The organism is Flavobacterium phycosphaerae, assembly GCF_010119235.1.
GTDB lineage: Bacteria > Bacteroidota > Bacteroidia > Flavobacteriales > Flavobacteriaceae > Flavobacterium > Flavobacterium phycosphaerae.
On record NZ_JAAATZ010000001.1, the window covers coordinates 2,499,459 to 2,512,273 of the forward strand.

At 34.0% G+C, this 12,815-nt stretch carries 13 protein-coding genes; all 13 read right to left on the bottom strand.

The genetic code is table 11. The features are described 5' to 3' along the window. Nucleotide 1 precedes the first annotated feature (1 nt). Nucleotides 2-1,252 carry a TolC family protein gene (locus GUU89_RS11125; protein ID WP_162127978.1) on the bottom strand — a complete coding sequence of 417 codons (1,251 nt, stop codon included), beginning with the start codon at nt 1,250-1,252 and terminating at the stop codon, nt 2-4. Next, the gene (locus GUU89_RS15150; protein WP_162127979.1) at nt 1,242-3,176 is read right to left on the bottom strand and encodes an efflux RND transporter permease subunit; all 1,935 of its coding nucleotides are present in this window, start codon (nt 3,174-3,176) and stop codon (nt 1,242-1,244) included. The genes GUU89_RS11125 and GUU89_RS15150 overlap by 11 nt, the downstream gene beginning before the upstream one ends. A 5-nt stretch (nt 3,177-3,181) precedes the next feature. After that, nucleotides 3,182-4,465, bottom strand: coding sequence for an efflux RND transporter permease subunit (locus GUU89_RS15155; RefSeq protein WP_162127980.1), 1,284 nt, complete (start codon nt 4,463-4,465; stop codon nt 3,182-3,184). A gap of 4 nt (nt 4,466-4,469) precedes the next feature. Then, nucleotides 4,470-4,940 carry a heme-binding domain-containing protein gene (locus tag GUU89_RS11140; protein ID WP_162127981.1) on the bottom strand — a complete coding sequence of 157 codons (471 nt, stop codon included), beginning with the start codon at nt 4,938-4,940 and terminating at the stop codon, nt 4,470-4,472. Next, nucleotides 4,941-5,648 (bottom strand): DUF3347 domain-containing protein, encoded by a 708-nt coding sequence (locus GUU89_RS11145; protein ID WP_162127982.1) that lies wholly within the window; start codon nt 5,646-5,648, stop codon nt 4,941-4,943. Nucleotides 5,649-5,787: 139 nt separating this feature from the next. Then, nucleotides 5,788-6,843, bottom strand: coding sequence for a YncE family protein (locus GUU89_RS11150; protein WP_162127983.1), 1,056 nt, complete (start codon nt 6,841-6,843; stop codon nt 5,788-5,790). A 27-nt stretch (nt 6,844-6,870) separates the two neighbouring features. Then, the gene (locus tag GUU89_RS11155; protein ID WP_162127984.1) at nt 6,871-7,755 is read right to left on the bottom strand and encodes a DUF3347 domain-containing protein; all 885 of its coding nucleotides are present in this window, start codon (nt 7,753-7,755) and stop codon (nt 6,871-6,873) included. Between the two features lie 192 nt (nt 7,756-7,947). After that, nucleotides 7,948-8,316, bottom strand: coding sequence for a hypothetical protein (locus GUU89_RS11160; protein ID WP_162127985.1), 369 nt, complete (start codon nt 8,314-8,316; stop codon nt 7,948-7,950). Between the two features lie 88 nt (nt 8,317-8,404). After that, nucleotides 8,405-9,058, bottom strand: coding sequence for a hypothetical protein (locus GUU89_RS11165; RefSeq protein ID WP_162127986.1), 654 nt, complete (start codon nt 9,056-9,058; stop codon nt 8,405-8,407). Between the two features lie 11 nt (nt 9,059-9,069). Continuing rightward, nucleotides 9,070-9,732 (bottom strand): P-loop NTPase family protein, encoded by a 663-nt coding sequence (locus GUU89_RS11170; RefSeq protein ID WP_162127987.1) that lies wholly within the window; start codon nt 9,730-9,732, stop codon nt 9,070-9,072. After that, complete coding sequence (locus GUU89_RS11175) at nt 9,665-10,588, bottom strand: transcriptional regulator (RefSeq protein WP_162127988.1); 924 nt, start codon at nt 10,586-10,588, stop codon at nt 9,665-9,667. The genes GUU89_RS11170 and GUU89_RS11175 overlap by 68 nt, the downstream gene beginning before the upstream one ends. A gap of 8 nt (nt 10,589-10,596) precedes the next feature. Further along, nucleotides 10,597-10,890: a helix-turn-helix domain-containing protein gene (locus GUU89_RS11180; protein ID WP_162127989.1), complete on the bottom strand. Its 294-nt coding sequence runs from the start codon at nt 10,888-10,890 to the stop codon at nt 10,597-10,599. Nucleotides 10,891-10,985: 95 nt separating this feature from the next. Beyond that, complete coding sequence (locus tag GUU89_RS11185; protein WP_162127990.1) at nt 10,986-12,725, bottom strand: AraC family transcriptional regulator; 1,740 nt, start codon at nt 12,723-12,725, stop codon at nt 10,986-10,988. Between the last annotated feature and the right edge of the window lie 90 nt (nt 12,726-12,815).

Genomic DNA, 12,815 nt, shown 5'->3' on the forward strand with positions numbered 1-12,815 from the left:
ACTATTTTATTTCGAGTTGCTTTTCAATTTCTGTTTGCGTCAATAGGATAGCCTGTAATTTATCTAAAATATCCATTTGCGTCATGTTTAAGGCTTCCCAGGCATCTAAAGTCACAAATAAGTCACCTGTGTTATTTTGCCATGCTAAAACTGCTGTATCGTAGTTTTTTTTTAGCGCAGGGATGCTACTTTTTTCGGCTATACTGTATTGCTTTTTTAAATTATTTAACTCTGTAATCATGCCAGAAAGCATACCGGAGGTTTCATTTAAAATCATTTGCTTTTGCCAATTGAGGCTTTCCTTTTTAATTTGAAAACTATTGATATTGGCTTTATTCATCTTTGTTGACCAAGGCATTGGAATAGTTATCATCCCCATTAATGAGAATTGTTGCGGTTGTTCACCAAAGGCAAACATATGATCGTATTTAATTCCAAATTCAGGCAAAAATTTCGTTTTTTCCGCTTCAATTTTTAGCTGGTTTAAAGCGATGGTTTTATCTATTGCTTTGATGTCACTTCTGCTTTGGGAAAGGGAAAGAGAATCTGTTTTTATAGTTGCAAAGTCATTTAAGGTATAGTTGGTATCGATTTCAAAAGGAGTATTTATATCACGTGCCATTAATGTATTGAGCATTATTCTTTTTTGAGAAACGTCATTTTGCAACATAACAATCATACTTTCCAGTTTGCTGTACTCGGATTTTGCTTTGTAGTAGGATGGCAATTTATCCATATTGTATTGATACCTAATTTCCATACTCTTAATCATATATTCTAAAAGTAACAGGTTATCATTAGCAATTTGAATTTTTTTAGTGCTGACAATCCACTGGTAATAATTTGTTTTTGCAATAGCATTTAACTGATTGATGGTGTAGTTTTTGTTTTCAGTTTCTACTGAAGACATGGCGCTCATGTATTTATAATCAGCATTTAGCTTCTTCGCATTTGGAATCATTTGAGTAACACCTAGCATATAAGAACCCATTCCCGGAGACATATCATCTGCTTTCCAAAGTTTCGTATTATATGGGGCCATATATATCCCTGTTTCAATTTGAGGAGGCATCCAACTTTTGGCTCCTTTGGCCGCTGCATCCATACTTTGGATATCGGCATCATACATCTTTAATTGAGGATTATTGGTTTTGATATTGGTCAAAACCTGATCCAGTGTAATTGTTTGTGCTACTATCGTAGTAGTGAATATCAAACAACTTAGTACCATATAATGTTTTTTACTTAGCATTGATAATATCTATTTTTCCTTTTGTTTTTAATTCGCGAAGTTTTACCATTTCAAAAACAACCGGAGTTACTAATAATACATATATTGTTGAGGTTATTGTACCACCAATAAGTGGCACAGTAATAGGAAGCATGACATCGGCACCGGTACCTGTTGCCCAAAGAATAGGAATTAAACCAAAGAGTGAAACGGAAACCGTCATTAACTTTGGTCGTAACCTTTTGGCAGAACCCTCAATGATATATTCTCTTAAAATAGCTTCTGTGATTGTTTCTTTACTGTTACCGTGTTCAGCCACCATTTTGTTCATGGCTTCATTTAAGTAAATCGTTATTAGCATTGCGGTTTCGATGGCTAAACCGAACAAAGCAATGAATCCAACCGCAACGGCTACGGATAAATTAATGCCATAAAAGTACACCATGAACACACCACCAATGAGTGCAAAAGGAACGGTAATCATTGTGATTATTGCTTCTTTCATGGAACGATATGTAAAATACAGAATTAGAAAAATTATCATGATAACAATAGGCATAATCAGGCTCAATGTTTTATTGGCTCTGAGTTGGTTTTCCCATTGGCCACTCCATTCAATATAATATCCTTTAGGCATTTTGGTCATCATATCGTTTAGTCTCTTTTGAGCCTCTTTTACGGTACTACCCAAATCGCGATCACGAACATTAAACAATACACTGCCACGAAGCATGGCGTTTTCACTATTTATCATTGGTGGACCATCACTTATTGAGATATTGGCAACGGTCTCTAATGGAATTGGCCCAAATTGCATGGTTTGTACTTGTAGTTTTTTTAATGCTTCCAGACTATTTCGGTATTCTTGTGCATACCGGGCATTTACGGAAAAACGTCTTCTTCCTTCAATGGTAGTTGTTAAGATCATGCCGCCAATAGCAGCTTCAACGACATTATTAACATCATCAATAGAAAGACCATATCTGCCAATCACTTCTCTTTTAGCTTCGATATCAATATACTTACCACCAGTTATAGGTTCTGCATATAAATCCTTTACACCCGAAGTGCCTTCCAGTGTTTTTTTAATTTTTTGCGCTAATACATTGATAGTATCTAAACTTTCGCCATAAATTTTTATACCAACATCGGTTCTGATTCCAGTAGATAGCATGTTTATTCTATTAATTATGGGCTGTGTAAAACCATTGGTCACTCCCGGTATTTGGAGCTTATTATTTATTTCGGTTATAATGTCGTTCTTTGTTTTACCTTCCCTCCATTCGCTTTTTGGTTTTAAAAGGATTATGGTTTCAATCATACTAACAGGACTATTGTCTGTAGCTGTATTTGCCCTTCCTGCTTTTCCTAAAACATGCGCTACTTCGGGAACTGATTTTATCAATTTATCCTGTACTTGCAGTATGCGTTTTACTTCTGAATTAGAAACATCGGGTAATGTTACCGGCATGAACAAAATAGAACCTTCGTCTAAAGGAGGCATGAACTCGGAACCCAAACGTGTAAACATCAGCACACCAATTAATAGGGCTATTATATTTACTCCCAGAACGGTTTTTCTCCATTTTAAACACAAGGTTAGTATAGGTGTATAGAATTTTTCTAACTTTTTATTTATCGGGTTTTTTTCTTCTGGTCTTAGCTTTCCCTTTAGCAAAAAGCTTATTAATACCGGTGTAAGTGTAATGGCAAAAAAAGCATCTACAATTAGAATAAATGACTTGGTGTAAGCCAATGGACTAAATAATTTGCCTTCCATGCCTGAAAGAAGAAATACAGGTAAAAAAGAAGCTATAACAATTATGGTAGAATAAAAAACTCCCGGACCAACTAGTTTAGAGGAAGATTCGATAATTTTCAATCTTTCTTCAGGTGATAATGGGTCGTTTTCTTTTTTGAAAATATTTTTAAATTTACTTATCATATCCACTATGTTTTAGTATTATCTAATTCCTGTTGTCGTTCAGAAATATTCCTATAGGCATTTTCTACCATAACAATTCCATCATCAACGACGACACCTATTGCTAAAGCAATTCCGGTTAAAGACATTATGTTGGATGAAATTCCAAATGCCTGTAATAAGATAAATCCAACAGCAACTGAAATGGGTAATTGTATTAATATGATTAAAGCACTTCGCCAGTGAAATAGGAAGATTAGAATTACTATGGAAACAGTAATCATTTCTTCGGTTAAAGTACCTTTTACAGAAGCTATAGCATTTTCAATCAATTCACTTCTGTCGTATGAAGTTTTGAAAGTAACTCCATCAGGAAGTCCTTTTTCTACCTCTTTCATTTTTGTTTTTACAGCCTTAATCACCTTATCGGCATTTTCTCCATTGCGCATTACGACAATACCGCCCACCACTTCTCCGGTGCCGTTTTGGTCAAAAATACCCAAACGCAAATCACCACCCATTTGTATAGAGCCGATGTCTCTAACTCTTACCGGTATGGAATTGTAATTTTTGATGGCAATAGCTTCTACATCTTTTATGTTTTTTATGTAACCAAGCCCTCTGACGATATAAGACATGTTACTCATTTCAAATTTGCGACCACCAACATCGTTGTTATTTGCTTTGACCGCATTCATAACTTCCATCATACTGACGTTATAATATTGCATTTTGAGCGGGTCTAAAACTAATTGGTATTGTTTTTCAAAACCGCCAAAAGAAGCTACTTCGGCAACGCCGGGAACTGTTTGGAGTGCAAATTTCACATACCAATCCTGCAAGGCGCGTTGTTCACCTAAATCCATTCCTTTAGCATCCAAGTGATACCAAAATATGTGACCCACACCCGTACCATCGGGACCTAATGTTGGCACAACATTTTGAGGTAAAAGTCTTTGAGCATAATTTAATCTTTCGAGCACTCGTGTTCTTGCCCAATAGGTATCGACGTTGTCTTCAAAAACGATGTATACGAAACTCATACCGAACATTGAAGCTGCCCGGATGTTTTTGATTTTAGGGATTCCTTGAAGATTTGAAACTAAAGGATAAGTTACTTGAGCTTCTATAACTTGAGGACTTCTTCCCATCCATTCTGTGAAAACAATTACTTGGTTCTCGGATAGATCAGGAATGGCATCTATGGGATTTTGTTGCACACTATAAACGCCCCAACCGAATAGACCGGCGGCAACAAGTAGCACAATAAATCGATTTTGCAGTGAGAAGGTTATTAATTTTTCGACCATGATATTAATATTCAGATGAAAGACTATCGTTTATTTTAGTTAACCATTTTATTACTTCTTGCTTTTGAGTTTTGGAAAGCTTTGCGTTTTTATGAATCAGTGTATAAGAACTTAAAGGCATTTCATCAGATTGTATTTGTTTACTAATTGCCTCTAATTTACTCCGTTGTTTACGACCGGAATAGTTTCCAAATTCATTGAAATTTAAGTCTTTTTTCCCATTGTTAATATGACTATCCATGAAAAAGCGGATAGGCTGTATATAAGAATACCATGGATAGTTTGTATTATCGCTATGGCAATCGTAGCATGATGTTCTTACTATGGTTTCAATATTTTTCGGTACGTTATACATTTCTGTAAAATTGGATGAAAAATGCTGCTCATAACCTATGTTACGAGCAGGTTGATAACATTGTATCAGCAAAAAAATAATAACTGTCATCCATGCTATTTTTTTGATGCTTTTTTTCATTTAGTACGTTTTTTTGATAGAACCACAAGTTAACATTTTGCTGCCTTGGTATGGATTTTTAATGTCTTTAACTTCGCTTATCCAAATTGCGCCTTTACCGTCATTTGCCATTGGGCAATAGTCTTGGTATAGTTGTCTGTGAGAACCGAAAATTTTAATTAAATCGTTTATATCCTTACTTAAAAGTACAAAATGTTCTCTTTGATGTTCTAATTTACCAGCGTTATCTCCAATATGTTCTGCATTTTCTTTAGCATCATCGGCAATATCAAGATATTCCTTTTTCTGTTCTGCATTTAGCGTTTTTGTATCAAATCTGTTAAGCGATGCCAATAATAATTTTCCGTTATCCGCAGCACCTTTAGAATCATCTTTTGCTAAATTGTTTTTAAGATTTATGTAGCACGTTATAATGTCATTTACATAATCTTTTGGAGTTACTGTAGCACTATCAACATTTGCTCCATTTTTTGCTATTGTATCAGTCGTTTTTGACTCTGCGGTTGGAACTGGCTCTGTCAATTCCATACCGCATTTTGAGCATTTCTCCCCCTTTTTACCGGTTACTTCCGGGTGCATTGGACAGGCATATAATTGCGAGGTACTTTCTGTTTTTTCTGAATTAGTTGTTGAAGCTTCTTTGTTTTTTTGATTACAAGAAACTAGAACAAATGCCATTGCTATGGCTGAAAGCATTATATTTTTCATTTTATTGTCTTTTTAGATTATTAGTGGCAACATTTTTTAATGAATATTTTTTTGAAAATCCACTTTATAACATTTAGTGTTTTTTTCATCTTACTTTATTTAAAGAAGGGTTTGCTATTACTACAAACCCTTCTTGTAATTACATTTTTAAAACAATACCATTTGGTTTGTTACCCACAGTAATTGTTTTGGTAACTGTATGGTTGGTTACATTTATTACAGAAACTGATTTAGCTGATTGGTTAGTAACATAAGCTGTATTTCCGTCAGTTGTAAAAGCAACAGCATGAGCACCATCACCTGCATTGATTACCCCTGCATCCATCCACATTGACATAACTGAATCCCAAGTGTAGTAATGTACTTTTGCATTCATTGGGTCGGTAACCCATAATTCATTTTTAGTTCCGTTATGAGCCGCAATACCCGGCATGAAGCCTAAAGCAATTGTTTGGTCAACAACGTTTGTAGCTACATTGATAACTGAAATAGATTGTCCGTCTTCGTTATCCACAAACATTTGTCCGTTACTTCCTGTCCAAGCACCCACCGGGTTGTTACCAACAGCCACTGTAGTTATTACTGCTTTAGTAGCCACATTAATTATAGTTACTGTATCGTCGTCTCCATTGGCTACATAGGCTTTGGTACCATCTGATGAAAATGTTAATTCAGCAGGCATCATTCCTACTGTAATTGTGTTCATTAATGCGTAAGTAGAAGCATTGTAAACCAATACTTTTCCATCCATATCCATTTGAGGCACCCAAATTTCTGTACCATCAGGAGAATAGATTGTATTATGATTCATAACCGGTAAATCTAAGTTTTCCATTATTGAACCGTTTGTTGCATCTAAAATCAACATTTTACCAGGCATAGAACCTGTAGTAGTATGACCTGCGCTAAAATCCATTCCGGGAACGCCTAATGCTAAATGTCCTTGATGGTAACTAATATGATGTGGCCAAGAAACCATTGCCGAAGCAGGAAACGATATAGTGCCGGTTACTTCACCAGTTGATAATTTAATTACCGAAACTGTAGCATCTTGACCATTAACTACATAAGCCGCAGGATAATCTACATTTAGTGGTGTTGCAGAACTACTATCTTTTGAACAAGATGTTATGAATAATGATGCCACTAAAAGAGTAGCTATGGCGTAAAGTGAATTTAATTTTATTGTTTTCATTTTTTATATTTTATTATTTTTTAAATTTTATTTAATTGTTTCAACTGTTTTACCACAAGTAAGCATTTGTGCTCCGTAGTAAGGGTTTTTGACTGCATTTTCTTTGCTTAACCAATTGGCATCCTGCATAGGGCAGTACTGATAATAAACGGCTTCTGAAGGTTTTGAAACTTTTATTATTTCATACATTCCTTTTGATAATGTTTTGAAAGCTTCTCTTTGTTTTTGGATGTCTTGTGTTTCTGAAATACTTTTAGCATCGGCGGTTAAATCTTTCAATATTTTCATCCAAACCATGTGAACCTCCATTTTCAAAGTTTCCATTTTTACTGCTTCGATAGAAGTCACAAGGTCTTTTGATGTAATAGCGGCTGTTTTCGCATCTGATTTTACAAGCGCTTCTTTCAATAAGAAATACTTATCAAAGACAGGTTGTAATTGATTACTTTGCTTCGCCTGTTCGCTATTGTTCTGGTCTTGATTTTCAGCCATCATATTATGGTCATTTTCATTTAATCCATTTTCTCTGGATATTGCATCTACTTTTATTACTTCTTTTACTGGTATTTTAGCCACACGGTCATATTGGCAACAGCCGGGAAGTTTATTATAGACATCATTAGGAGCAAGAAACTTGTCACTATCGTAGCCTGCGAGAGCAATTCGTTTTAGAATTTCATCTTGATTTGTTTTTGTAACATCATAAGTTACTGTTGCCATTTGTGTGTCTTGATTCCAATCAACTTCAACAACATTTTTGATGTTTCCTGCTTTTTCGATTTTGGTTTCACACATACCGCAATTACCATAAACTTTAACGCTTTCGGTTTTAGCATTTTTTATTTGTGCACTGACAGAGGTTGATAGCACAATAATTATTGCTACCATTACCTTTATAAATGAATTTTTCATTTTAAATAATGTTTAAGTAATCAAAGTAATTTACTTTGATTTTATTGAAAAGATAAATTTGAATAGATAACAGCTGCGAAAGAAATGTTATTGCAACACAAATAAAGGTGCAACAAAAAAATCTAAAACTGTTTTAAATTGAATAGCTATTCGCTATGAATTTGACACACTTATGGCTGTCAAAAAAGGGATTTAGCTTATTTTTGGTATTAACCAAAGGAAGTAGAAACCAGAAGAAAGAAAGGTTTCTGTGTTAGAAAACTTTTGTTTTTCAAAAGATAAATCAAAATTATTATTTCTTAAAATAAGTTCAGATGACGCGGTAAAACCATTAATTGCTGACGGACAGGCACATTTAGAATGACCACATTTACCGCCGCAACCGTCATGATTTTTTGTTTTGGAATGACTGTCACTTTCGCAACAACTGTCTTTGTCTGTTTTGGAAGATACTTCTTTTTTTGAAGTATGTTTTTCAGAGCAACCACCGCAAGCATAACTACTATTAGGTATAAAGAATATGCCTAATAACATCAATACTATAAAGTGGTATTTTTTCATTTTTAAAACTAAACAGTACAAATTTAATTAAATGGAATTGATTTTTCATAAATGATTCGTTAAAATATTATATTTTGTTGATAATTGTTCAAAACTTGTTATTTGTTTGAGTTTTTGTATTTATTTCGTCAAGATAATATTGTAAATCATAGAGGTAAATTAATTCATCATCTTCCTGTGCTGGCAGTTGCGCTAATTCTACAAAATTGATGTTTTCATACAAAGATTTTTCTCCAATTATGTCTTGTATAATTATGAATATTGCTTCAAGTAGGTTTTTATTGTTGCAATGCACCGTAAAATTTTTCAGGTAGACAATCATGTCAATCTTTTTTGAATCTTCGTATTCAAAGGGCATGAATTTAAGTTCGCTTGCTTTTAGGTTGATATCTTTGAACACATAAGGTTTATCTAATCCCGCTTCCATTTCGTCAATAGCTGCGGATGGTTGAACGAATGCTATAAATTCCCAATCTTTCAGTTTAGGTGCTGATTTTATTACTTCATCCACTTTATTAAAAAAGTCGGGATTTCCGTTGGCTGAGATAATCATTTGTGTTTTTTCATTTTTTCGGTTGGGGAATATCAAGATAAAATCTACTCCCTGAGCATAAAAATGGAGGTGCCAATCCAACCAATATACATAATGCTTTTTTTCTTTTGCACTCATTGTGGTTAGGGTTTTTAATTTAGATTGATGGTCCTTGAACCATGACCAAAAAAGATCTACTGCTTTACTCATAATTTTTCGATTTAACGTTTGTCATTAGTATTGTTATCATATGCTATTAAATTGAAAAGTTCCCGCATTCGGCTTCTCACTCTCTTGCCGTAATGGGTTTCTATTTCTGATGCTGATAGATTTGTAGTGATGTGGGTTGAGATTCTTTTTGCAATAAAAATATCATAGCGACTTAATAGTATTTCTGCCATTATATTACATTCGTTACCGTAATATTTTAGATTGTTTTCTGTTCCTAAATCATCAAAACAAATTATTTTAGGCTCTGATTCATATAATTTCCCCTTACTGTATTTGTGAATGATTTGGTAGCCGTCCTGAAAGAATTCAAAGCTTATATCCCGGCATGGTTTTACAAAAAATTTATGTTCAGTAGGTGTTAGGTATTTCATAATGTTCATAATTGAAGTTTTACCGCAGCCTATCGGACCTGATAGAAGAACTCCTTTGTTGAGGTTTATCCCATATTGAAAACATGTTGGTTCATCTTTTAGAAAATAAGCGATAAGTTTATAAATGATTGGATAATCACTCTCATAAATTTTGAAATGATTACCATAGATTTCTTGGCCTTTTTTTTCAATCCATAACACCATATCTTCATAGCTATAAAGGTTCTGAATAGTCCTTATTTGCTGAGGTGTCGAGTTGTTTTGTTCTGTCTGTTCGTTCATTTAAGATGAATTTTGGTGCGTTCAACATCCAGTTACTTGCTGCGGCCTGCCAGTCGGCCATTGGAATTTTTCCACCCACTAGCCAACCAATACTTGAAAAGTAGTTGTAGAATTTTTGAGCTTCTATTTCTGGGAAGTTTTGTTGGAGGAAATGTGACTTGACTTCATCTAAATCAGGCGGTTTTACTTTAGCGAGTATTTGCCGACTTATGTTGTTGCACTCTGCTCCATAGTCAGCAAATACTTGTGATGATGAATCTTTTTTCTCATCAGATGATTGTACCGGCATTTCTTCTTTTTTTGCGGAACTTTTTTCTTCTTTCAAATCATCACCATTTTTAAAAATGGAATTATCTTCTTCAATTTTTTTTGCTTGCTCGCCCAAGTTTAAGCTGTTTGAATTGTTTAGATCGTTTGTATTGTTTGTATTGTTTATATAAGGTACTACGACTTGTTCATGAACCTGTTCAGTACTTGTTTCAGAACCAGTACAAGACTTGTCTACAACTTGTTCATCAACAAGTTTAAAATTTGAACTGTTGTTTTTTGGCAGAGGCTTTAAATCCTCTGAAAAATTGAATAAAAAAACATGGCTCCCTTTGAATGGATTGTATGAGGGTTCGTATTTGATATAGCCTTGTGCATGCAACATTTTTAGGCATTTGTGATAGGTTGCTTTTGAGCTTATTTTGCTTATTCTCATGACCTCATCACGCGAAATACTTATCGGGTTTTTGAATCGGTTGTAATTCCAGAATTGAAATAGTGACATGTATAGGCTTACATGTGTTGGATTCAACATTCTATCTTTAGCTACTTTATCAAAAAAGCCAGTGAGGTGCTTTATGTAATTCATGATTTGAATTACTTTGAATTAAAGAGTGTGCGCTCAGAACTTACTTTATTCTCATCGAGTAATTTTTCAATATCCTTGTAGGCATAGTAGATTATACCTCCAATTTTAGTGTAGGATAATGTTTTGTTGATGCGTAGCGTTTGCAGTGTTCCCGGAGAAATGTTTAATAGTTTGCGGACTTCTTTGGATTTGAGCCACTGTTTGGTTTGTTCCGGATTAACTTTCAATAATTCTTTCAAATCTGAAAGCAGGAGAATGCGAAATTCATTTAGGTCTTCGCTGGTAATTACTTCGATTGCCATAACTTATGTTTTAGATTGTTATGGCACAAAATTGTTTGTATTGATTTGATTTAAATCACAAGTCAATCACAAGTTGTGAAAGAAAAAAGTAAATTTTATTGTGAATTGCCCGCTGCTATTGCCTTTTTTAATTTGTAAATAAAGTAAGTTGGTGTAATTCCCGTTCGGGCTTTGAAGGCCCGAGTAAAATTTTGAGTGGAACCAAAACCGGCTTCTTCTCCTAAAGCTTTGTTTGTGTAGTTCCTGAATTTACTATCGGTTTTGAGCATTTCGATGATATAATCCGTTTTTAAATCGGTAATGTAGTCGATGCTGCCTTTTCCACGGTGTTTGGAAATTATCTTCGTTACGTATTTGTTATTGGTATTCAACAATAAAGCCATTTTGGTTAGGGTCATGTCTTTTTCCAAATATTTTTTGCCTTGTTCAAACTTCTCTAACATCTTTAGAATACCTGCTTCAAACTCAGGGCTTATTTCCTGGCTGTTTTGCTTATCAGTATTTTCGGGAACTATAGTTTTTTCAATTTTATCTAAAGTTGTATCTATTACCAGTTGTTGATCATAATTGTTTTTTTGAATATTACTTTTAGAGGTATCACGTTTCATTATTTCTTCAAACAGTCTTTTGTTTTTGAAATGTCTGTAGATTAAATATGCAATAATGACCGCCATTATAACAATGATAGTAAAGTCAATTACTACTCTGAAAGTCATAGCATTTTCAATGTCCTGTTTTGATTTTAGCAACTCTTTTGTATCGTATTCTTTGACTACTTTTCTTAATAGGTATTTATAATTTGTTCCAAGTACATTGTCCACTTTCAGCAACTGATTGATGTAATATAATTGTGATTTAATGTCGCCCTGTTTTTTAAAATAATCTATTAGTAATTCGTAACTCTCACGTAGATCGGGACGAATGTATTTTTGTTGCTCAAAAGCTATGTCGACTTTTTTAAAATATTCAATTCCTTTTTCCTGCTCCCTAATGGACCAAAAGCATTTGCCCAAATAAAAATAAGCTACCGTCTCATTAGCGAAATCTTTATTGTTTTTTATACTTGGTAAAGCAGTATTCAAATCACTGATAGCTTTTTGGTAATTGTTTCTGAAGTATTGATTAATTCCTTCAGAATGGATGAAATAGGGTTCCATTTCGAGGTTTTCCAATTTACGCCCTTCTTTGATTCCTAGTTGGTTAGTCACTGAACTTAAGTCGTATTTGCCAATTTTATTGTAACATACTCCTAATCCATGAATCGAGTTTAGATACGCTCTATCGTTTTCTTCTTTAAAATACTCAATACATTCCTTAAATAAACTAATTGCTTCATCATAAAATCCTAAATAATATTTGGTTTGTGCAATGCCAAATTTTACCTTATACATAGAATAGCTATCCTCTGTTTTGGCAATATACTCGTCTGCCAATAGAAAATTGTCCAGGGCTTTTTTGTTATCATTCTCCCCGTAATACACTGTTGCCTTAGTCATGTAAGCAGCACCAATAGTCAAATCGTTTTTGGTTTGCTTGGCTGCAACCAACATACTATCGGCATAGGCTGTCCAAGTTGATTTGTCGGAGAGGTAAAGTATCGATTTATAAGCCAAAGCAACCTGTTCAAAGTCATTATTAGCTTCTGATTTTCTTAACCATGTTTGTGCATATAGCAAGGACTTGGCCTTATCATTTTTATGTTTTAGAATGGCTTTGTTGAGGTAATTATAATTCTTAGCTAGCAGACTATCCGGAATTTTACCATAAGTCAACTGCGCTTCCACATAGTATGAAAACAAAAGCAATGTAATAAGTAGGTGTCTTTTTTGAATCATTTTAAAAAATTGACGCTTAAAGCATTGAAAAAATGCAAAATAATTGTGTTTTTGGGGCTTTTTATTGCGAATAAATGTAAAAAAATAATG

What these genes read in the sequence shown, in the direction of transcription:
- GUU89_RS11125 (WP_162127978.1), bottom strand. Translation starts at nt 1,252, where the DNA reads ATGCTAAGTAAAAAACATTATATGGTACTAAGTTGTTTGATATTCACT.
- GUU89_RS15150 (WP_162127979.1), bottom strand. Translation starts at nt 3,176, where the DNA reads ATGATAAGTAAATTTAAAAATATTTTCAAAAAAGAAAACGACCCATTA.
- GUU89_RS15155 (WP_162127980.1), bottom strand. Translation starts at nt 4,465, where the DNA reads ATGGTCGAAAAATTAATAACCTTCTCACTGCAAAATCGATTTATTGTG.
- GUU89_RS11140 (WP_162127981.1), bottom strand. Translation starts at nt 4,940, where the DNA reads ATGAAAAAAAGCATCAAAAAAATAGCATGGATGACAGTTATTATTTTT.
- GUU89_RS11145 (WP_162127982.1), bottom strand. Translation starts at nt 5,648, where the DNA reads ATGAAAAATATAATGCTTTCAGCCATAGCAATGGCATTTGTTCTAGTT.
- GUU89_RS11150 (WP_162127983.1), bottom strand. Translation starts at nt 6,843, where the DNA reads ATGAAAACAATAAAATTAAATTCACTTTACGCCATAGCTACTCTTTTA.
- GUU89_RS11155 (WP_162127984.1), bottom strand. Translation starts at nt 7,755, where the DNA reads ATGAAAAATTCATTTATAAAGGTAATGGTAGCAATAATTATTGTGCTA.
- GUU89_RS11160 (WP_162127985.1), bottom strand. Translation starts at nt 8,316, where the DNA reads ATGAAAAAATACCACTTTATAGTATTGATGTTATTAGGCATATTCTTT.
- GUU89_RS11165 (WP_162127986.1), bottom strand. Translation starts at nt 9,058, where the DNA reads ATGAGTAAAGCAGTAGATCTTTTTTGGTCATGGTTCAAGGACCATCAA.
- GUU89_RS11170 (WP_162127987.1), bottom strand. Translation starts at nt 9,732, where the DNA reads ATGAACGAACAGACAGAACAAAACAACTCGACACCTCAGCAAATAAGG.
- GUU89_RS11175 (WP_162127988.1), bottom strand. Translation starts at nt 10,588, where the DNA reads ATGAATTACATAAAGCACCTCACTGGCTTTTTTGATAAAGTAGCTAAA.
- GUU89_RS11180 (WP_162127989.1), bottom strand. Translation starts at nt 10,890, where the DNA reads ATGGCAATCGAAGTAATTACCAGCGAAGACCTAAATGAATTTCGCATT.
- GUU89_RS11185 (WP_162127990.1), bottom strand. Translation starts at nt 12,725, where the DNA reads ATGATTCAAAAAAGACACCTACTTATTACATTGCTTTTGTTTTCATAC.